Annotated in this window: 20 protein-coding genes; 14 read left to right on the top strand and 6 right to left on the bottom strand. The window is 70.8% G+C overall.

The window, feature by feature from the left end:
• The 6 genes from ACWEOO_RS38645 to ACWEOO_RS38620 form a co-directional block, all read left to right on the top strand.
• Positions 1-394, top strand: a 394-nt coding sequence (locus ACWEOO_RS38645; RefSeq protein ID WP_452147272.1) for a hypothetical protein, incomplete at its 5' end; no start/stop codon positions are given.
• Complete coding sequence (locus tag ACWEOO_RS38640) at positions 391-1887, top strand: MFS transporter (protein ID WP_452147271.1); 1497 nt, start codon at positions 391-393, stop codon at positions 1885-1887. The genes ACWEOO_RS38645 and ACWEOO_RS38640, both read left to right, overlap by 4 nt.
• Before the next feature lie 285 nt (positions 1888-2172).
• The gene (locus ACWEOO_RS38635; protein WP_241997717.1) at positions 2173-2406 is read left to right on the top strand and encodes a septal ring lytic transglycosylase RlpA family protein; all 234 of its coding nucleotides are present in this window, start codon (positions 2173-2175) and stop codon (positions 2404-2406) included.
• Positions 2407-2419: 13 nt separating this feature from the next.
• Complete coding sequence (locus ACWEOO_RS38630) at positions 2420-3022, top strand: cell wall protein (RefSeq protein ID WP_359937585.1); 603 nt, start codon at positions 2420-2422, stop codon at positions 3020-3022.
• Position 3023: 1 nt separating this feature from the next.
• The gene (locus tag ACWEOO_RS38625; RefSeq protein ID WP_452147270.1) at positions 3024-3839 is read left to right on the top strand and encodes a MauE/DoxX family redox-associated membrane protein; all 816 of its coding nucleotides are present in this window, start codon (positions 3024-3026) and stop codon (positions 3837-3839) included.
• A 133-nt stretch (positions 3840-3972) separates the two neighbouring features.
• Complete coding sequence (locus ACWEOO_RS38620) at positions 3973-6015, top strand: PQQ-dependent sugar dehydrogenase (RefSeq protein WP_452147269.1); 2043 nt, start codon at positions 3973-3975, stop codon at positions 6013-6015.
• Positions 6016-6024: 9 nt separating this feature from the next.
• Here the strand turns inward: ACWEOO_RS38620 and ACWEOO_RS38615 are convergent, their stop codons facing one another.
• The 3 genes from ACWEOO_RS38615 to ACWEOO_RS38605 are packed head-to-tail and all read right to left on the bottom strand — an operon-like array spanning position 6025 to position 7973.
• Positions 6025-6531: an NUDIX domain-containing protein gene (locus tag ACWEOO_RS38615; protein WP_452147268.1), complete on the bottom strand. Its 507-nt coding sequence runs from the start codon at positions 6529-6531 to the stop codon at positions 6025-6027.
• 27 nt (positions 6532-6558) lie between these two features.
• Positions 6559-7446, bottom strand: a complete 888-nt coding sequence (gene sigJ, locus ACWEOO_RS38610) for an RNA polymerase sigma factor SigJ (protein ID WP_452147267.1) — start codon at positions 7444-7446, stop codon at positions 6559-6561.
• Positions 7443-7973 carry a cupin domain-containing protein gene (locus ACWEOO_RS38605; protein WP_359938167.1) on the bottom strand — a complete coding sequence of 177 codons (531 nt, stop codon included), beginning with the start codon at positions 7971-7973 and terminating at the stop codon, positions 7443-7445. The genes sigJ and ACWEOO_RS38605 overlap by 4 nt, the downstream gene beginning before the upstream one ends.
• Positions 7974-8116: 143 nt before the next feature.
• On the opposite strand from ACWEOO_RS38605, the gene ACWEOO_RS38600 reads away from it, so the two are divergent.
• Together ACWEOO_RS38600 and ACWEOO_RS38595 are read left to right on the top strand one after the other, a co-directional pair.
• Positions 8117-8539, top strand: coding sequence for an iron chaperone (locus ACWEOO_RS38600; RefSeq protein WP_452147266.1), 423 nt, complete (start codon positions 8117-8119; stop codon positions 8537-8539).
• Between the two features lie 58 nt (positions 8540-8597).
• The gene (locus ACWEOO_RS38595; RefSeq protein WP_452147265.1) at positions 8598-11711 is read left to right on the top strand and encodes a BTAD domain-containing putative transcriptional regulator; all 3114 of its coding nucleotides are present in this window, start codon (positions 8598-8600) and stop codon (positions 11709-11711) included.
• On the opposite strand, the gene ACWEOO_RS38590 is transcribed toward ACWEOO_RS38595, so the two are convergent.
• A complete protein-coding gene (locus tag ACWEOO_RS38590) occupies positions 11695-12438 on the bottom strand; it encodes an ABC transporter permease (RefSeq protein WP_452147264.1) in 744 nt (247 codons plus the stop codon). The genes ACWEOO_RS38595 and ACWEOO_RS38590 overlap by 17 nt on opposite strands.
• Complete coding sequence (locus tag ACWEOO_RS38585) at positions 12435-13370, bottom strand: ATP-binding cassette domain-containing protein (RefSeq protein ID WP_452147263.1); 936 nt, start codon at positions 13368-13370, stop codon at positions 12435-12437. The genes ACWEOO_RS38590 and ACWEOO_RS38585 overlap by 4 nt, the downstream gene beginning before the upstream one ends.
• A 139-nt stretch (positions 13371-13509) precedes the next feature.
• On the opposite strand from ACWEOO_RS38585, the gene ACWEOO_RS38580 reads away from it, so the two are divergent.
• Positions 13510-14184, top strand: a complete 675-nt coding sequence (locus ACWEOO_RS38580) for a DUF4097 family beta strand repeat-containing protein (RefSeq protein WP_452147262.1) — start codon at positions 13510-13512, stop codon at positions 14182-14184.
• 85 nt (positions 14185-14269) lie between these two features.
• Here ACWEOO_RS38580 and ACWEOO_RS38575 read toward each other — a convergent pair whose 3' ends face one another.
• Positions 14270-15151: a helix-turn-helix transcriptional regulator gene (locus tag ACWEOO_RS38575; RefSeq protein ID WP_452147261.1), complete on the bottom strand. Its 882-nt coding sequence runs from the start codon at positions 15149-15151 to the stop codon at positions 14270-14272.
• 101 nt (positions 15152-15252) lie between these two features.
• Here ACWEOO_RS38575 and ACWEOO_RS38570 point away from each other — a divergent pair, with 101 nt between their 5' ends.
• The 5 genes from ACWEOO_RS38570 to ACWEOO_RS38550 all read left to right on the top strand — a co-directional run bounded on the left by ACWEOO_RS38570 (position 15253) and on the right by ACWEOO_RS38550 (position 20440).
• Positions 15253-16452, top strand: coding sequence for a multidrug effflux MFS transporter (locus ACWEOO_RS38570; RefSeq protein ID WP_452147260.1), 1200 nt, complete (start codon positions 15253-15255; stop codon positions 16450-16452).
• A complete protein-coding gene (locus ACWEOO_RS38565; RefSeq protein WP_452147259.1) occupies positions 16437-17459 on the top strand; it encodes a zinc-dependent alcohol dehydrogenase family protein in 1023 nt (340 codons plus the stop codon). The genes ACWEOO_RS38570 and ACWEOO_RS38565 overlap by 16 nt, the downstream gene beginning before the upstream one ends.
• 107 nt (positions 17460-17566) lie before the next feature.
• On the top strand, positions 17567-18847 hold the full coding sequence (locus tag ACWEOO_RS38560; protein ID WP_452147258.1) for an ROK family transcriptional regulator: 1281 nt from the start codon (positions 17567-17569) through the stop codon (positions 18845-18847).
• A complete protein-coding gene (locus tag ACWEOO_RS38555; RefSeq protein ID WP_452147257.1) occupies positions 18831-19649 on the top strand; it encodes an ABC transporter permease in 819 nt (272 codons plus the stop codon). Before ACWEOO_RS38560 ends, ACWEOO_RS38555 begins: the two co-directional genes overlap by 17 nt.
• Entirely contained in the window at positions 19646-20440 is a 795-nt protein-coding gene (locus tag ACWEOO_RS38550) for an ABC transporter ATP-binding protein (RefSeq protein WP_359937630.1), read from the top strand. The genes ACWEOO_RS38555 and ACWEOO_RS38550 overlap by 4 nt, the downstream gene beginning before the upstream one ends.
• Positions 20441-20443: the final 3 nt, after the last annotated feature.

The raw sequence follows: 20443 nt of genomic DNA, 5'->3' as shown, positions 1-20443 counted from the left end.
ACTGCAACGCGACCAGGCCGAAGACGTAGAGCGCCCACCGGACGCCGCCGTCGACGACGGCCCGGCCCCGGACGCCGTACGGCGCTTGGTCCGCGAGCTGGAGCCCGCCGCCGGGCTGCTCGCGTTCCTGTACTCCGAGAACCAGCTGTTCGAGGGCGACGAGCAGAACGAGGGTTGGGCGCGGCTCGACGCCCGCATGGTCGGCCTCTTCCGGCGCGGCCAGGAGGCCGGCGAGTTCCGGATCGACCTGAGCCCGGTCTGGCTGACCGAGGCGCTCTACGGGCTGCTCGTCTCGGCGGCCTGGGCGATCAGCGAAGGACGCGTGGCCCCCAACGACTTCACGACGAACATCACCGAGCTGCTGCTCGATGGCGCGACACGGAGACAGGCATGAAGCAGCAAGTGACGCGGCCCGGGCGCTGGCTCGCGCTCGCGGTCCTGGTGCTCGCCGTTCTGCTCGTCGCGGTCGACGCGACCGTGCTCGGTCTCGCGACCCCGTTCCTGTCCGAGGACCTGCAGCCGTCGGGCAACCAGCTGCTGTGGATCGGCGACGCGTACTCGTTCGTCCTGGCCGGACTGCTCGTCTCGATGGGCAGCCTGGGCGACCGGATCGGCCGCAAGCGCATCCTGCTGATCGGCGCGACGGCGTTCGGCGCGATCTCGGTGCTCAACGCGTACGCGAGCTCGGCCGAGGTGATGATCCTGGCGCGCGCACTGCTCGGGGTCGCGGGCGCGACGCTGATGCCGGCCACGCTGGCGCTGATCCGCAACCTGTTCCACGATCCGCGCGAGCGCAGTCTCGCGATCGGCATCTGGGGCGCCGCGGCGTCGGCCGGGATGGCGATCGGCCCGATCGTCGGCGGCGTCCTGCTGGAGAACTTCTGGTGGGGTTCGGTGTTCCTGATCAACCTGCCGGTGATGGCGGTGCTGGTCGTCGTCGGCGCTCGCCTGCTGCCCGAGTCCCGGAACCCGGAGCCGGGTCCGTGGGACCTGGTCAGCGTCGTGCTGTCGATGATCGGGATGGTCGGGATCGTCTACGCGATCAAGGAGTTCGCGGCACACGGATTCGACTGGCTCCCGGTCGCCGCGGCCGTGGCCGGCGCGATCGCGCTCCACGGATTCGTCCGGCGGCAGCGCCGGCTCCCGATCCCGTTGCTGGACCTGCGCCTGTTCCGGAGCCGTGGATTCAGCAGCGCCGTCCTCGCCGACCTGCTCACGATCCTCGGGTTGTCGGGGCTGATCTTCTTCCTGTCGCAGTACCTGCAACTGGTGCAGGGGTTGCGGCCGATCGAAGCTGGGCTCGCGGAGTTGCCGGCTGCGATCGGGTCGATCGTCGCCGGTCTGCTCGCGGGACAGGTGGCGCGGCGGTTCTCGGTGCGCGCCGTCGTGGCCGGCGGGCTCGCGGCGATCGGCCTGGCGCTGGCGGCTCTCACCACGATCAGCGCGGACACGGGCTATCCGCTGCTCGGCACGGCGCTGCTCGCCGTCGGGGCGGGCGCCGGGTTCTCCTTCACCGTGACGGCCGACGTGATCCTGGCCGCCGTACCGAAGGAGGAGGCAGGCGCGGCGAGTGCCGTGTCGGAGACGGCGTACGAGCTCGGCGCGGCGCTCGGTATCGCCCTGCTCGGCTCGATCGTGACCGGGGTGTACCGCAACTTCACCGGCCCCCCGGGCACGCCCGAGGCGGCTCATGAGTCGTTGGGCGGTGCGGTCGAGGCCGCCGCGCAGCTTCCGCCGCAGACCGCCGCCGCCCTTCTCGACGCTGCTCGGGAGTCCTTCGCGCACGGCGTTTCGATCGCGGCCGGCGTGGGTGCCGTCGTCCTGCTGGCCACCGCGGTCGCGGCGTGGTTCCTGCTCCGCGGCCAGCGACTCGGCACCGAACGCTAGGCAAAAAGTTTCCGTTTCTTCGCTGAGCCCTGGGAGATTTCGCCGGATCGGAGTACAAAAGAAGTTCTGTAGGTCTGTCCGCCCCTAGGCCTAGGAGGAACTGTCATGGCCGGATTCAACGGCGAAGCATCCTGGTTCTGTTGCGGAAACGCATGGGGACCCTGTGCGAGCACCGGTCACGGTGCCTGCGGCACGTGCAATTCCGGGAGCTTCCAGCACGCGTGGCCGAACACCTCGGACGCGTGCCTGTCGATCACCCGTCCGGATCGCTGCGGGTTCACCGGGATGACCCGGCGTACCTGCGGTTTCCGGCACGCCACCACCAACCTGTGCAACGGAAAACGGGTCGTCACCTCGATCGCGGACTGCGGTCCGCAGACCGACCTGTTCTGCGGTGAACGCGCCTGCTGCGGCGGCACGTGCGCCGCGAACCGCCTGCTCGACCTCACGCCGGCCGCGTTCTCCGCGATCGCCAGCCTGAGCGCCGGTCTGATCCCCGCGAACATCGACGTCGGCTGAGGAGTGAGCTGAGATGACTGCAACGATGGATCGCCGCGCGCTGCTCACCCGCGCCGCGCTCGGCGCGACCGGCCTGGTCGCCGCCACCGCGATGGGATCGCTGGCTCCGGAGACCGCGTTCGCGGCCGGTGCGCAGTTCCCCGACGCCGGGCAGCCGGACCCGAACTTCGCCGAAGGCCTGATCATCGGCCGGAACCAGGATCTTCTGCAGGTGCAGGGATCCGACGGCCGGCTGCACCGGATCCAGCTGACCGGTGTGACGAGTGTCTGGAAGCTCCGGCCGACCACGATCGACCAGGCCAAGATCGGCGACGGGCTGTACGCGCGCGGTGTGCTGCTGCCCGACGGGATCCTGGCCGCCGAGGCGGTCTGGGTGAACATCGTCAACCTGACCGTCGCGATCACCTCGATCGGGCGCAACGGCGTCCAGCTCGACCACCACGGGCAGAAGGTCGTCGGGCACGTCCAAGCCGGGACCACCGCGGCCGTGTACAACGGCACGCCGGCGGTGTCGGACCTGTCGATGCTCAAGGTCGGCCGGCACGCCCAGGTGATCGGCGCCTGGCGGCCGGGGACCAACGAGATCGACATCGCCACCATCTACACGTCGAACTGAGATGGGCGCCGTAGCGGCTGCGCAGCCGCTCTTGATCGGACTGCTCTTGCTCTGGTCGGCCTACGGCAAGTTCAAGGCCCCCGACCAGGCCGCCCGCACCGCCCTGCCGACGCTGGTCGGCGAGTCCCGAGCCAAACCCGTCTACCGGACCGTCGCCACCGTGGAGGCCCTGCTGGCACTGGCGCTTCTCCTGCCGCCTTCCTGGGCGGTCGAGGCGTTCGCCGCTGTCGCACTGTCCGTCGGCTTCACCGGATTCCTGATCTACTCGAAGGTCGTCGTCCCCGAGGCCTCCTGCGGGTGCATGAAGGCCTCCGCGAAGCCGGTCGGCTACCGGGCGATCGCCCGCGCGTTGTTGCTCCTGGCAACCGCTGGCCTCGCGACCACGGCAGCCGCCGGCTGGTGGTCGGCCGGTGCGGGATTGCTGGTGCTCGTCGTCGAGGCAGCGGCGTTCGCGATGCTGTCCGCCGAGCTCGACCGGTACTGGCTGCTGCCGTTGCGGCGCTTCCGGATCCGGCTCAGCCACCCGTACGCCGGTACGGCCTCCAGCACCACACCACTCGTCGCGACCCAGCGGCGCGTGATCCTCAGCCCGGCGTACCGCGCGGTCGACGGGATGCTGAGCTCCGACATCCACGACTACTGGGACGACGAGGACTGGCGGTTCGTGAGCTACGCCGCCAGGTACGACGGCCGCCGCGCGACCGCCGTCTTCGCCGTACCGCACAACGACTCCGCCCCGGAGTCGATCCGGGTCGCCGTCGTCGAGGAGACGACCGGCCTGACGCTGTACCGCCCGACGGTGCTCGCCACCGCCTAGCAGCCGAGGCCGAAAGCCCCCGCGGACCGCCCGCGGGGGCTTTCGTGCTGTTGACACGGACCCCGATAGTTAGGAAGCTTTCCTAATAGTTCGTCCCCTGCAGCTCCTCCGCCCCGGAACACCAGGAGACCTCATGACACCCCGCTCGCTCTGGGCCGTGACCGCGCTGGCGGTCGCCACGCTCGGACTCAGCTCTCCCCCGTCCGCGACCGCCGCGGCCACCGACTACCAGGCCGAGGACGCGACCATCTCGCAAGGCGTGGTCGAGTCCAACCACAGCGGCTACACCGGCACCGGGTTCGTCAACTACGACAACGTCGTCGGCAGCTACGTCGAGTGGACCGTGACGGCCCCGGCCGGCCCGGCCGACGTGACTCTGCGGTACGCGAACGGTACGACGGCCGCGCGGCCGCTGGACTTCACCGTCAACGGGCAACCCGGCGCGGTCGGGATCACGTTCCCGGGGACGGGTGCGTGGACCACCTGGCAGACCAAGACCGTCCGCCTGCAACTCGCCGCGGGCACGAACACGATCCGCGCCCGCGCGACCACCGCCGACGGCGGGCCGAACGCCGACAAACTGACCGTCACTCCCACCACCGACGACACCACTCCGCCGTCGGCCCCGGACAATCTGACGGTGAGCGACATCAAGTCGAACGCCGCGACGTTCCACTGGACCGCCGCGACCGACACCGTCGGCGTGGTCCGGTACGAGATCAACCGCGGCGGCAACGTCCTGAAGGTTGTCGATGGCAACACCCTGAGCGCGACCGTGGACACGCTGACGGCGAACACGGCGTACGACATCTCGGTCGGCGCGTTCGATGCCGCGGGCAACGCTTCGCAGCAGAGCAACGTGGTCACGTTCACCACCCCCGGCAGCGGCGACACGCAGCCGCCGACCGCGCCCGGCAACCTGCGCTCGACCGGCGTCACCGCGAGCAGCGTGTCGCTGGCCTGGGACGCGTCCACCGACAACAGCGGGAGCATCGCCGGGTACGAGGTGTACCAGGGCACGGCGAAGGTGGCGTCGACCGGTTCGCTGACCGCGACGATCACCGGCCTGGCGGCGAACACGGAGTACACGTTCACGGTGAAGGCCCGCGACCCCGACGGCAACGCGTCCGCTGCGAGCAACGCGGTCACGGTGCGGACCGCAACCACCGGCGCGGGCGGCATTCCGGCGTACGACAAGGACATCGCGAAGGTCGATCTCGGGTGGAGCGTGGCGTTCCTGCCGGACGGCTCCGCGCTGGTGACCGAGCGGGACCGGTTCGAGGTCCTGCGGGTGACGGCGAGCGGGCAGAAGACGACGCTCGGGAAGGTGCCGGGAGTGGTCACGACGACCGGCGAAGGCGGCCTGCTCGGCCTCGCGCTCTCGCCCAATTTCGCGAGCGACCACTGGGTGTACTTCTACCACACGGCGTCCGGCGACAACCGGATCGTGCGGATGAAGTACGAGAACGGGCAGCTGGGCTCGACGTCGTCGCCGGTGCTCACGGGACTCGCGAAGAATCGGTACCACAACGGCGGGCGGATCGCGTTCGGGCCGGACGGGAAGCTGTACGCGACCGTTGGTGACGCCAAGAATTCCGGCAACGCGCAGAACAAGAACTCGCTGAACGGGAAGATCCTGCGTCTCAACCCCGACGGGTCGGCGCCCAGCGACAACCCGTTCTACAGCAGCGGCGGCAACGCGCGGTACGTGTGGAGCTGGGGACACCGGAACCCGCAGGGCCTGGCGTGGGACTCACGCGGTCAGCTGTGGGCGGCCGAGTTCGGTGAGAACAGCCAGGACGAGCTCAACCTGATCCAGAAGGGCGGAAACTACGGCTGGCCGGCGTGCGAGGGAACGATCGGCGATTGCGGCGGGTACATCGCGCCGAAGCGCACCTGGTCGACGGCGCAGGCCGGTCCGAGCGGCGTCGAGATCGTCAACGACTGGATCTACATCGCCGGCGTCACCGGTGAGCAGTTGTGGGTCACGAAGATCAACTCCGCCGGCACGGGCGTCGGCACTCCACAGGCCTTGTTCTCCGGCCGCTGGGGCCGGCTTCGCAGCGTGCCCTGGACTCCGGACGGCGCGCTCTGGCTGACCTCCACCAACAACGACAAGAACGGCGGCACACCGTCGACGATCGACAACGTGATCGTCCGCCTGAAGTTCCCGTAGCCAGGCACCTCACCGCCGTCCGAAGTCGGCGTAGACGGGGATGCCGGTGGTGAGGGATTCCTGGGCCAGGGCGAGGCGGCGGGTCATCGAGGGCCGGAGGCGAGGAGCTGCTTCGTCCAGCGGGAGAAAATAGTGGGCGCAGGCCTCGGTCGGGTCGAGGGTGAGGGTGTCGCCGTCCAGGACACCACCGTCGAAGACGAACGCCAGCGAATCGGCCCACGGGCCGTGCGCGGGGACCCAGTCGACGACCAGCAGGCGGCCGATGTCCAGCACGAGCCCGATCTCCTCCCGCACTTCCCGACAGCACGCCTCGTACGGCGACTCGTTCGACTCGACGATGCCGCCCGGGATGTCCAGAGTCGGCTTGTACGTCGGCTCGAGGAACAGGATCCGCCCGTCCCGGTCCCGGATCAGCGCACCCCCGGCGGCGGTCTTCCGCGGCATCCGCGCCGCGATCCCGGGGTTGAACTCCCGCTCCGGCTCACCCTCGGCAGCAAGATCGTCTTGTCGGTTCACCGGTCCAGTGTCGTACGCCCAGCGTTTCTACGTCTGATCCAGTTGGGTGCGGAGGTAGGTGAGTTTGTCGGGGTTGAGGACGGCGCGGATCCTGGCGATGGCGCCGTCGCGGATCTCGGGGACGAGTACGCCGGTGAGGTTGCCGGACTCGTGGACCAGGATCGCGGGCGCGGCGTTGACCTCGATGACGGACAGCCGGGCCGTCAGAGCCCGGGGACCGGCGGCCAGGCCGGCCAGGTAGTGGGCGGCGTTGGAGCGGCCGAAGATCGGTTCGCGGGCCGCGATCGCCTTGCCGCCGCCGTCGGCCCAGATTGCCGCGTCCTCGGTCAGGATCGCCTCCAGGCCCGTGACGTCGCCGTCGACGGTGGCCGCGATGAAGCGGTCGACCAGGGCCGTCGCGTCCGCGGGTCGCGCCTCGAAGCGTCGCCGCTCGTCGCCGAGGCGGGCGAGCGCGCGGTGGTACAGCTGCCGCGCGTGCCCTTCGTCGACCCCGAGCACCTCGGCGCTGTCCCGGTGCGTGTAGCCGAACGCCTCCCGCAGCACGAAGACCGCCCGCTCCGGCGGGGTCAGCTTCTCCAGCAGCACCAGGAAGCCGAGCGACACCGTGTCCCGCCGCTCGACGAGCTCCTGCGGGTCGTTGCCCGTAGCAATCGGCTCGGGCAGCCACGGGCCGACGTACCGCTCCCGCCGGGCGCGTGCCGACGTCAGCCGGTTGATGCACAGGTTCGTGACGACGGTGGTCAGCCAGGCGGCCGGCGTCTGCACCGGTCCGTGCCCCGATCGCCAGCGCAGGTACGCGTCCTGCACGACGTCCTCCGCCTCGCTCGCCTCGCCGAGCATCCGGTACGCGATCCCGAACAGGCGCGGCCGCTGCTGCTCGAACTCGGCGACCTCGTCCACGACGCCAATTGTCACGGACGCTCCGCGAACGGGACGAGCTGCTCCCGGTCCCCTTGCCGTACGGCGAGTTCCTGCCGCCAGACGGGGTTGTCGACGAAGTGGTTGTCGAAGCGCTCAGCGGTCGCGAGCACCTCGGCCGGCGACGCCGCACCCCGCCGGATGCGATCGCCGAGCCGGAAGTACTCGAACCGGTTGTTGCCCGGGGCCTTCACGATCAGTACGTCGGCGCCGGTGTCCATCGGCGTACCCCAGGCGTGGTGCATCAGCGGCGGCACCAGCAGGTAGTCGCCCTTGCGGACGGTCAGGACCTGGTCGCCGGCGAGGATCCGGAGCGCGCCGTCGAGCAGATAGAACATCTCCGGCGACTCCTGGTGGAAGTGCGGCGGCGGGCCGTCGACGCCCGGGCCGAGCGTGGTCCGGACGACGTTCATGATCCCGCCGGTCTGGTCGGCGTCGGCGATCAGCCAGGTCTGGTTCGGCGCCGCACCGAGCCGCTCGGCACCGGCGCCACGGGTCAGGACTGCGGTCTGGTCTGCGTTCATGCCCACCTGACCGGGCGGCCGCCCCGATTCGTGACGACGCGAGCTGTGACCGTGGTCACTTCGCGATCGATCAGTTTTCGAGAAGCAGGCGCCGCCCGGCGGCTCCTAGGGTTGAACTACCAACCCGACAGAGAGGCAAGACGATGGCTGCCACGAAGAAGAAGTCGTACGACGGGTTCACCGCGGAAGAGCAGGCCGCGATGAAGGAGCACGCGAAGGAGCTGAAGAGCAAGCAGGATCCGGCCGAGGCGCAGGCGGCGAAGATCGCGGGGATGGCCGACGCCGACCGGGTGATGGCCGAGCGGCTCAACGAACTGATCCCGCAGATCGCGCCGGACCTCACCCCGAAGCTCTGGTACGGCATGCCGGGCTGGGCCAAGGACGGCAAGATCGTCTGCTTCTTCCAGGACGCCGCGAAGTTCAAGGCCCGGTACGCCACCTTCGGGTTCAACCCGCCGGCCGCCCTCGACGACGGCGACTTCTGGCCGACCTCGTACGCCCTGCTCGAACTCACCCCGGCCGTCGAGAAGAAGATCGTCGCCCTGGTCAAGAAGGCCGCCGGCTAGACCGCCGGCCGGACCCGGGCGGCCGGTCCGGCACTGCCTGCGTGGCAAAATCTGGCGGGTGCAGATCGGGATGCTGGGGCCGTTCGAGGTGCGGGCCGACGACGGGAGCGTCGTCGACGTGCCTGGTGCGCGGTTGCGCGGGCTGTTGGTCGCCCTGGCGCTCGACGCGGGACGCGTGGTGCCGAAGGCAACGCTCGTCGACTGGATCTGGGGCGAACAGCCCCCGGCGGACGCGGCGAACGCCCTGCAGCGCCTGGTCTCCCGCCTCCGCAAACTGCTGCCGGTCGAGGGGCACACGGACGGTTACCGGCTGCAACTCGACCCGGACGCCGTCGACGCCGTGCGGTTCGAGCGGCTCGTCACCCGCGCCCGCACCGATCAGGACCCGCAGGGCATCCGCCTGCTGCGGGAGGCGCTCGCGTTGTGGCGCGGGCCCGCGATGCAGGACGTCGGCCTGACCGAGAGCGGCGCGTTCGACGCGGCCGTGACCCGGCTGGACGGGCTCCGCCTGACCGCGACCGAGGACCGGTACGACGCCGAGATCACGCTCGGCCACGGCGCGGAACTCGTCACCGAGCTGACCGACCTGGTCGCCGCGCACCCGGTCCGCGAACGTCTCGTCGCCGCCCTGATGCGCGCGCTGGTCGCCTCCGGCCGCGACACCGAGGCGCTGCGCACGTACGAGCGCACCCGCGAGATCCTCGCCGACGAGCTGGGCGTCGACCCGTCGCCGGAGCTGTCCGCGCTGCACGTCGCGCTGCTCCGCGGCGAACTGGTCCGGCGCGACGAGAAGCGGAACACGAATCTCCGCGAGGAGCTGACGACGTACGTCGGCAAGGAGACCGACGTCGCCGCGGTCCGTGACCTGATCGCCGGGCACCGCCTGACGACGCTGATCGGGCCGGGCGGATCGGGCAAGACCCGGCTCGCGTCGGAAACCGCCCGGACCGTGCTCGGCGATCTGCCGGACGGCGTCTGGATGGTCGAGCTCGCGGCGATCGGCGCCGGCGGGGACGTGGCCCAGGCGACGCTCGGGGCGCTCGCGCTGCGGGACGCGTTGCTCGGCGACGTACCGGACACCGACCCGACCGACCGGGTGGTCGCCGCGGTCCGCGAGCGCGCGATGCTGCTGATCCTGGACAACTGCGAGCACGTGATCGAGTCCGCCGCGACGTTCGCGCACCGGGTGCTCGGCGAGTGCCCGCGGCTGCGGATCCTCGCGACGAGCCGGGAACCGCTCGGAATCACCGGCGAGGCGCTGTGGCCGGTCGCGCCGCTCGCCGTACCCGTGGACGGCAGCGACATCGACGCGTCGCCGGCCGTCCGGCTGCTGCAGGACCGCGCCCGGACCGTGCGCGCGGACCTCGCGCTCGACCCGGAGACGATGGCCCGGATCTGCCGTGCGCTCGACGGGATGCCGCTGGCGATCGAGCTGGCCGCGGCCCGGCTGCGCACCATGTCGCTGGAGCAGCTCGCCACCCGACTCGACGACCGTTTCCGGCTGCTGACGGGCGGCAGCCGTACGGCGCTCCCCCGCCACCGCACGCTGCGCGCGGTGGTCGACTGGAGCTGGGAGCTGCTGACCGACGCCGAGCGGTCGGTGCTGCGCAGGCTCGCGGTGTTCTCGGGCGGCGCCGGCCTGGAGGCGGCCGAGCAGGTCTGTGCGGGGGGCGAGGTCGAGTCGTGGGAGGTGCTCGACCTGCTGACCGCGCTGACCGAGAAGTCGCTGGTGGTGACCAAGGACGAGGGCGCGCCGCGGTACCGGCTGCTCGGCACGATCAAGGAGTACGCACAGCAACGTCTCGAGGAGGCGGGTGAGACCGACTCGGCCCGTCGTACCCACCTCGCGTTCTTCACCGAGCTGGCCGAGGCCGCCGACCCGCACCTGCGACGCACCGAGCAGCTCGAGTGGCTGGCCATCGTCGAGGCCGAGCACGACAACATCGCCGGCGCGATGCGCGGGGCGCTGGCGGCGGGCGACGCGGAGGGCTCGATGCGGCTCGCCGCGGCCGCCGGGTGGTACTGGTGGTTCGCCGGGCACAAGGTCGAGGGCAGCGAGTTCCTGATGGCGGCCCCGGAGGTGCCGGGCGAGGCGTCCGACGAGAGCCGCGCCGTGGTGTACGCGTTCGTGGCCAACTTCATGACGTCGGGGCGCGGCCGCGACCAGTTCGACGCCGAGGACTGGATCCGCAAGACCGCGGAGCTCAGCCGGCGGGTCGAGAGCCCGCACCCGGCGGTGACCTTGTCGACCGCGCTGGAAGGCCTGCTGCGAGGGGCCGGCTCGTTCGTGTCCACGTTCGAGCCGCTGCTCACCGACAAGGATCCCTGGGTACGGGCGCTGGCGCGGCTGCAGACCGGCAAGATGCGGATCATGCTCGGCGACGGCGACCGGGACGCCGACCTGGCGCTGGCGACCGCGCTGTCCGAGTTCCGCGCGATCGGCGAACGCTGGGGCATGTCGTTCGCGCTCACCGAGCTGGCCGACCGGCTCGCGGTCCGCGGCGAGTTCGCCGACGCGTGCGCGTACTACGAGCAGGCGATCGCGGTCGCCACCGAGGTCGGCGCGATCGAGGACGTCGTCCGGATGCGGTCGCGGCAGGCACAGCTGTACTGGCTGGCCGACGACCAGGACGCGAGCTCGGCCGCGATGGCGGACGCCCAGCGGCTGGCCGAGCGGGTCGCGTGGCCGGAGGCACTCGTCGAGCTGGTGTTGTGCAAGGCGGAGCTCGCACGCTGGCGCGGTGACGCCGAGGAGGCGCGCCGCCGGCTCGACCAGGCGACGGCGATGCTGGGCCGCGAGGCCGAGCAGGCAACCCTGCGCGCGACGATCCAGGACGTGCTGGGGTATCTGGCCACGGATCTCGACGAGGCCTGGCAGCACCGCAGCGCGGCGTTCCAGGCGGCGGCCGAGGGCGGACACGTCCCCGGGATCGCCCAGATGCTCGTCGGTATCGCGGATCTGGCGCTGCGTACCGACCAGGACGAGCAGGCCGCGCGGCTGCTCGCGGCGAGTGCCGTCGTCCGCGGTCTGCCGGATCGCTCGAACCCGGATGTGGCCGCGCTGGAGCGGGAGACGCGCCGCCGCCTCGGTGACGCGAGGTTCACCGAGGCGACGGAAGAGGGCCGGCAGGCGAGCTGGCGAGAGCTCGTCGAGGTCACGCTCGCTTCTTGAACGTCGAGGTCGCCCAGACGTAGCCGACCACGGCGATCCCGAGGCACCACGCGAACGCGGCGATCATGTCACCGGTGTGCGGCGCGCCGTTCAGCAGACCGCGCAGGCTCTCGATGATCGGCGTGAACGGCTGGTACTGCGCGAACTGCTTCACGCCGGGACCCATCTTGTCGGCCGGCACGATCGCGCTGCTGAAGAACGGCAGCATCACCAGCGGCACCGAGGCCAGGCCCGCGGTCTCCGGCGATTTCGCGAACAGGCCGAGGGCAACGGTCAGCCAGCCGGTCGCCAGTCCGAGCAGGACGACGAGACCGATCACGCCGAGCCACTGCGCGAAGCTCGCCGACGGGTCGAAGCCGAGCGCGAACGCGACGCCGATGATCGCGGCGATCGCGATCAGGTTGGTCAGCACGCTGGCGATCACGTGTCCGGTCAGCACCGCACCGCGCGGCACGTCCATCACCTTGAACCGGTTGATGATGCCCCTGGTCATATCGGAGTTCACCGCGGTCGCCACGGCGCCGAGTCCGTAGCAGACCGCCAGCAGGAGCATGCCGGGCGTCGCGTAGTCGACGTACGGGACGCCGACGCTGAACGCGTCGCCGAGCATGTAGACGAACATCAGCATCACGACGACCGGCATCAGGACGGCGTTGAACACCGAGGTCGGGTTCCGCGCGATGTGCTTGAGGTTGCGGCGCAGCATCACGATCGAGGGGTTCTTCATTTCGCGACTACCTCCGCGGTGTCGTGCCCGGTCAGGGCGAGGAAAACGTCATCGAGGTCAGGGGTGTTGACGGAGAACTCGTCGGCGGCGAGCGAGTACTCGTCGAGCCGGTCGAGCAGTGCGCGGACGGACTGGGTGCCGCCGTCGCTGGGGACGCGCAGGGTCAGCGCGTCGTCGTCGCGGGTCGAGCCGGGCATGACCGCCGCGGCCTTGTCGAGGTCCTCGACCGAGCCGAACCGGAACCGGACGTGGGTGCCGGGGATCTGCCGCTTCAGCTCCTCCGGGGTGCCCTGGGCAACCAATCGGCCCTTGTCGAGCACCGCGATCTTGTCGGCCAGCTGGTCGGCCTCGTCCAGGTACTGCGTGGTCAGGAAGATGGTCACGCCGTCGGCCAGCAGCTCGCGGATGATCGTCCACATGGTGCGCCGGCTGCGCGGGTCGAGGCCCGTCGTCGGCTCGTCCAGGAAGATGATCCGCGGGTTGCCGACCAGCGTCATGGCCAGGTCGAGCTTGCGGCGCATACCTCCGGAGTACGTCGCCGCGGACTTGTCCGCGGCCTCGGTCAGGTCGAAGCGCTCCAGGAGCTCGGTGACTGTGCCCTCGGCCGCGCCGGCCGTCAGGTCGACCATCAGCTGGAGGTTCTCGCGGCCGGTCAGCAGCTCGTCCACGGCCGCGAACTGGCCGGTGACGCCGATCGCGGACCGGACCGCCTTGGCGTCGGTCGCGACGTCGTGCCCGGCCACCCGGACCGTACCGCTGTCGGCCTTGGTCAACGTGGTCAGCACGTTCACCGTCGTCGTCTTGCCGGCCCCGTTCGGGCCGAGCAGGGAGAAGACGGTACCCGCGGGGACGTCGAGGTCGATCCCGTCGAGCACGGTCTTGTCGCCGAATGCCTTGCGCAGTCCTGTGACCGCGATCGCCGAAGTTGTCATGGGAACACCTTCGGCGGGCGCCCTGACACGCACCTGACACGCCGCCTACACGGTGTCAGTCGCGTGTCCGCGGTCGTCGCAGGGCCCTGTCAGTGCGCGCGGCGAGAGTTGTCGGCAACCGACACCCCAAGGAGCTCAGATGTCCACCTTCACCACCCCCGCGCCGATCTCCGCCACCGTCGACATCATCTTCGGCAACATCACCGTCAAGGCGAGCGACCGCACCGACACAGTCGTCGAGATCCGGCCGACGGACCCCGCCTGGGACCTGGACGTCAAGGCCGCCGAGCAGGTGGTCGTCGAGTTCACCGACGGCAAGCTACAGGTCAAGCACCCGAAGCTGCGGTCGATCTTCAGCAAGCGGTACGGCGCGATCGAGGTCCTGATCGAACTGCCGACCGGCTCGCAGCTGCACGGCTACACCGCCAAGGGCGAGTACGTCGTCGAGGGCGAGATCGGCTCGTGCGAGCTGAAGACCGCCAACGGCGACATCCGGGTCGGCACGGTGACCGGCACCCTGCGCGCCAAGTCGGCCACCGGCCACATCAGCGTCGACGCGGCCGGCGCCGAGGTGAACGCCCGGACCGCGAGCGGCGACATCCGCGTCGGCGCCCTCGGCACCGGCTCCGCCGACCTCTACACCGCCACCGGCGAGGTCGCGATCGGCGTCCCCGCCGGCACCGCGGCCGCCCTGGACGCGCACACCTCGGTCGGCCGGGTCTTCAACCACCTGGACACCGCCGAAGCCACGACCCGCACCGTCCCCGTCCGCGCCCGCACCCACGGCGGCAACATCACCCTCACCCGCGCCTGACGTGCATTTTGGACAGGACGTCTCGGGCAGCACCTAGTGCACCTGAGCGTGGATCCGTCTGCACGTACAGCGTCTCACCGGTGCACTACCTGTCGAGCTGCACACCGTCGTCCATCTGGTCGGCGGCGAGGGAGGCGAGGAGACGGAGTTTCTCCGCGGACGGGGACCCCGGTTCGGCGGTGTAGACGAGGAGGACGAGGCCCGGTTCGGCCGTGATCGCGAGCTCCTCGTAGACGAAGGTGAGGTCGCCGACGGCGGGGTGGTGGAAGCGCTTGGTGCCGCTGCCGTGGGTGCGGACGTCGTGCGCGCCCCACAGCCGCCGGAAAGTCTCGCTCTGGGTGGAGAGTTCGCCGACGAGGTCCTGCAGGGCACGGTCGTGGGGGTCGCGGCCGGCCTCGGCGCGCATGATGCCGACGCACATGCGCGCGAACAGGTCCCAGTCCGGGTAGAAGTCGCGCGAGGCCGGATCGAGGAACTGGAAACGGGCCAGGTTCGGCGTCCGGCCGCCCGAGCCGATCACCGGCGAGTAGAAGACCCGGCCGAGAGCGTTCGTCGCCAGCAGGTCCTGCGCCGGGTTGCGGACGAACGCGACCCCGTCGGTGATCGCCTCCAGCGCCCACTGCAGGCTCGGCCGGGCGGCCGACTGCGCGGAGGCTCGGCGGCGACGGCGCCCCGAGGCCGGAATACCGTCGGCCGCGCGCGCCAGATCGAGGAGGTGCGCGCGTTCGGTCTCGTCCAGCCGGAGCGCCTGCGAGATCGCCTCGAGCACCGACGCGGAGGCTCCGGCGATCGTCCCGCGTTCGAGCTTCGCGTAGTACTCGACGCTCACGCCCGCGAGCGTGGCCACCTCGCTGCGGCGCAGACCGGCCACCCGGCGCTGCCCGACCGCGGGAAGGCCGACGTCCGACGGGGTCAGCTTCGCCCGTCGTGAGGTCAGGAACTCACGGACCTCGGCCTTGTTGTCCATGACCTCGACAGTACCGGCGCGGAACCGTCCGAGGGATGTACTGCCGGTACACCTCTCGAGCGTGACTTCTCCGGCCCGTTCCCCGGCGCTTGCATGGAGTCATGCCCCTCACCGCCACGCGGCCGACCGACCGTGACACGGCCTTGACCGCGACGGTGCTCGCCTCGGTCGTGCTGATCACCGCGATCGCGCCGCTGGCCACCGACATGTACGTGCCGGCGTTCCCGTTGGTGGCCCGCGAGCTCGGCACCGGCGCGACCGAAGTACAGCTGACCCTGACCACGTTCTTCGTCGGTATGGCGGCGGGCCAACTGCTCGGCGGTCCCCTCTCGGACCGGATCGGCCGGCGTCGCCCGATGCTGATCTCGCTCGTCGTACTGACAGCGGCCTCCGTCCTGTGCGCCTTCAGCCCGACGATCGGCGTACTCATGGTCGCCCGGCTGGTGCAGGGGTTCAGCGGCGGCTGGGCGATGGTCATCGCCCGCTCGATCGTCGTGGACCTGACGTCGGGAGCTCGGCTGGTCCGGGCGATGAACGTGGTCGCCGGTGTCGCAGGGATCGCGCCGATCGTCGGGCCGCTGCTCGGCGCGGCCGTCCTGCGCTTCTCACACTGGCAGGTGTCGTTCTGGGTCGTCGCGGGACTGGCCGCGTTGATGGTGGTGACAGTCGCGGTCGGCGTACCGGAAACCCTCCGGCAGCGCGGCGAGCCGTTCACGAGCGCGGTACTGCGGAACCGCGGGTTCGCCGGCTACCTGGTGGTCTTCGCCTTCTCGATGGGCACGATCTTCGCGTACGTCGCGACGTCGGCCTTCGTCCTGCAGTCGATGAACGGCCTCTCCCCCGTCGCGTACTCGGTGGACTTCGCCGTCAACGCCGTCGGGCTGACCGTCGCCACCCTGATCTCCGCCCGGCTGGCCGATCGCGTCCCGACGCGACAGGTCGTCCTGATCGGGCTGGCGGCGACCGGTGCCGCCGGCGTGACGTTGCTCGGAGGCGCTCTCGCGGGCATGCCACTGCCCGTGGCGTTGATCGGCTTCTTCGTCCTGATGACCGCTCAAGGACTGGTCGGCCCGAACGCCGGCGCGCTCGCATCCGCTCAAGTGCCGGACCATCCCGGCACGGGCTCGGCGTTGCTGGGCTTCCTGCAGTGGTGCATGGCCGGCGTCGTCGCTCCGCTCGCGGGCCTCGGCGGCGAGCGGAGCGCCGTACCCATGGCGGCCATCGTGCTCGCCCTCACCGCCCTTTCCCTGTTCGCACTGATCACCAACCAGAGAGGTTCCCACCCATGCGTGGAGTCATGATGTACGGTCCCGGCGACGTTCGCGTCGAGCACCGGCCCGACCCGGCGATCGAGCAGCCGACCGACGCGATCATCCGGCTGAGCGCCACCTGCGTCTGCGGTTCCGACCTGTGGCCGTACCGCGGCCACGACCAGCTCGACGGCCCGGCGCCGATGGGCCACGAGTACGTCGGTGTCGTCGAGGAGATCGGTTCCGAGGTCCGCACGGTCAAGCCCGGCGACTTCGTGATCGGCTCGTTCTTCGCCTCCGACAACACGTGCGAGATCTGCCAGGCCGGCTACCAGTCGCGGTGCGTCCACGCCGAGCTGATGGGTGCCATCGGCACCCAATCGGAGCTGGCCCGGGTTCCGCTCGCGGACGGCACGCTGGTCGCCACCGGCGGGATGCCCGAGGCCGATCTGATCCCGTCCTTCCTGGCGGCGTCCGACGTTCTCGGCACCGGCTGGTTCGCCGCTGTGGCGGCAGCAGCCGGCCCGGGCAAGACGGTGGCCGTTGTCGGCGACGGCGCGGTCGGGCTCCTGGGCGTACTCGCCGCGAAGCAGCTCGGCGCCGAGCGCATCATCGCGATGAGCCGCCACGAACCCCGGCAGCAGCTGGCCCTGGAGTACGGCGCGACCGACATCGTCACCGAGCGCGGCGACGCGGGCGTCGCGCGGATCAAGGAACTCACCAACGGGTACGGCGCGCACAGCGTCATCGAGGCCGTCGGCACCCAGGAGGCGATGATGCAGGCCATCCGCGCGACCCGGCCCGGCGGCCACGTCGGTTACGTTGGCGTGGCCCACGAAGTGGCGCTGCCGGGCGACGAGCTGTTCTTCTCCGGCGTCCACCTGCACGGCGGTCCCGCGCCGGTCCGCCAGTACCTGCCGACGCTGATCGACCTGATCTCCCGCCGGGTGATCGACCCCGGCAAGGTCTTCGACCTCACCCTCCCCCTGGCCGACGCCGCCAAGGCCTACGAGGCCATGGACCAGCGCCAGGCGATCAAGGCGCTGCTGCAGCCCTGACGACGCCAAGCCCGGCACGGAGCGTGAGCGTCAGGTCACCGTCGAAAAGCGAGGTGAATTTTGTCGGAGTGTTGACGGAATAATTCCCGGTTCCTACCGTCGCCAGCGTGCAGACGTTCACCACGATTCCAGGAGTGCAGGCGCTGGTACGGAGGACCCACGAGGAGCGGGTCCTCCAGGTGCTGCGTGAGCAGGGGGCGCTCAGCCGGAACCAGATCGCCCGCGCGGTCGGACTGTCCCGCACGACGCTGTCGGAGATCACCGGGAGCCTGCTGCAGCGCGGCGCCATCGTGGTGACCGACACCGACGCGGCGCACCGCGAGGGCAGCGGGCGTCCCGCCGAGCGGCTGGCGCTGGATCCGGCCTCCGGCCAGTTCATGGGCGTCGACTTCGGTCATCGCCGGGTGCACGTCACGGTCGCGGACGCCTCGCACGAGATCGTGGCGTCGGGCTCCGACCGGTACGACGACCGCGTGGACTGGCCGACCCGGCTCGACGTCGCGTTCGGCCTGGTGGAGCGGCTGAGCGACGAGTACGGCATCCACTACGGCGCCCTGCAGGGCGTGGGCATCGGGATCCCGGGCCCGTACTCGGGCAAACCGGGTGTCCGCGACTATCCGTCGCACCGGGCCGCGGCCGACGGCTTCCACGAGGCCTCGGTCGACGAAGCCTTCTGCGAGCGGTTCGGCGCGCCGGTGATCGTCGACAACAACACCCGGCTGGCCGCCCTGGCCGAGGCGATCTTCGGCGCGAAGGCGATCGAGAACCTCCTGTACGTCCGCCTGTCCGACGGCGTCGGCGGCGGCCTCGTCGTCGGCGGCCGCCTGGTCTCCGGATCGGCCGGTCTGGCGGGCGAACTCGGCCACGTCACCGTCCGCGCCGACGGCGACTCCTGCCGCTGCGGCAAGAACGGCTGTCTCGAGACGATCGCCTCGGTCCCCGCGATCCTGGCCGCCTGCCGTGCCGCCGGGCTGCCGGTCGAGAGCCTCGACGACCTCGCGGCCGCGGTCGCCCGTTCGCATCCGCTGGCCGACCGCGTACTGCGGGATGCCGCCGCCGCGGTCGGCCGCGTCCTCGCCGCCGTCGCGATGGCGCTCAACCCCGCCGAGATCGTGATCGGCGGCGAGATCACCCGGATCGCGCCGGTGATCGTCGAGCAGGCCGCCGCCACCGTCGCGTACGAGCTCTTCCCGGGCGCCGCCTCCCCCGGCGTCCGCGCGGCGCACCTCGCCGACGACGACGGCGCGCTCGGCGCCCTCGCCGCGGTGTTCCACAGCTCGCCGCTGCTGGCGGGCTACCCAGAGACGCCGGCGCCCGCCGGTGCCGGTTCGCGGGCGGCGATCCGCCCGCGGCAGACCCGAGGAGTGGCCGATGGCCGTGATCAGTGACCAGACCGCCCGCGGCGCCAAGCCGCGCGACCGCGCGGGAGGGCGAACGCGCACCCGGGCCGGTGGTCTTCCCCTACTGCTGAACGCGGTGTCGGTCGGGCTCGGCATCGCGGTGTGGTGGGCGCTGGCGCTCGCCGGGCTGAAGCTGCCGACGCCGCCCGAGGTCGTCGCGCAGGCGATCACCCTGATCGGCAACGGGACGCTGGGCAAGGACGTCCTGGCCAGCCTGACGCGGGTGGTGATCGGCTTCGCGCTCGGCACCGCCGCGGCGATCCCGGTCGGCTTCCTGATGGGCTGGTACGCCGTGGTGCGCGGATTGGTCGAACCGTGGATCCAGTTCTTCCGCACCGTCCCGCCGCTGGCGATCATCCCGCTGGCCATCGTCCTGATGGGGATCGGCGAGGCGCCGAAGATCTTCGTGATCTTCCTGGCCGCGTTCCTGGCCTGCGTGATCTCGACGTTCCAGGGTGTGGTCAACGTCGACCGCACACTGATCAACGCGGCCCGGGTGCTGGGCGCCAAGGACGCCGGCATCTTCGCCCGCGTCGTGGTGCCGGCCTCGACGCCGTTCATCCTGGTCGGCATGCGGGTCGGCCTCGGATCGGCCTGGGCGACTCTGGTGGCCGCCGAGCTGATCGCCGCCCAGCAGGGCCTCGGTTTCCGGATGCAGAACGCGCAGCTCTACTACGACCTGCCGACGATCTTCGTCGGCCTGATCTCGATCGGCATCCTCGGACTGCTGATGGACCGGATCCTGCTGACCGCCGAACGCAAACTCACCGGATGGCAGGAGCGCCGATGAAGATCTCCGTCCAGTCCGTCACCAAGACCTTTGCCTTGGGCAAGGACACGTTCACGGCGCTCGACCAGGTGTCGCTGGACATCGCCGCCAACGAGTTCATCACCGTGGTGGGCCCGTCGGGGTGCGGCAAGAGCACGCTGATGAACATCCTGGCCGGCCTGGAGGAACCGACCTCGGGGCGCGCGCTGGTCGACGGCGTACCGGTCGAGGGGCCTGGGCCGGAGCGCGGCGTCATCTTCCAGCAGTACGCGCTCTTCCCTTGGCTGACCGTGCGCAAGAACGTCGAGTTCGGCCTCAAGACCGCGGGTGTCGGGAAGGCCGAGCGCCGCGAACGGGCGCAGCACTTCATCGACGTGGTGGGGCTCGGCGACTTCGCCGACGCGCTGCCCAAGATGCTGTCCGGCGGGATGCGGCAGCGCTGCGCGATCGCCCGCGCGTACGCCGTGAACCCGTCGATCCTGTTGATGGACGAGCCGTTCGGCGCCCTGGACGCACTCACCCGGGTGAAGCTGCAGGAGCAACTGCTCGACACGTGGAGCCAGGAGCAGCGCACGGTGCTGTTCATCACCCACGACGTCGACGAGGCGGTCTTCCTGGCGAACCGCGTCATCGTGATGGCTGCGCGGCCCGGGCGCATCTACGACGTGATCGACGTCGACCTGCCCTACCCGCGGTCGGAGGAGTTCCGGCTCAGCGCCGAGTTCGCCGACCTGCGCAACCGCGTCTGGCACTCCGTCTACCACCAGGACGGCCGCACGGCCGCCGAATCCACCGTCACCGTTCGATCCTAAGGA

The organism is Kribbella sp. NPDC004138, assembly GCF_053603655.1.
The sequence above is the reverse complement of the archived record's forward strand: the minus strand, read 5'-3'. Positions and strand labels throughout refer to the sequence as shown.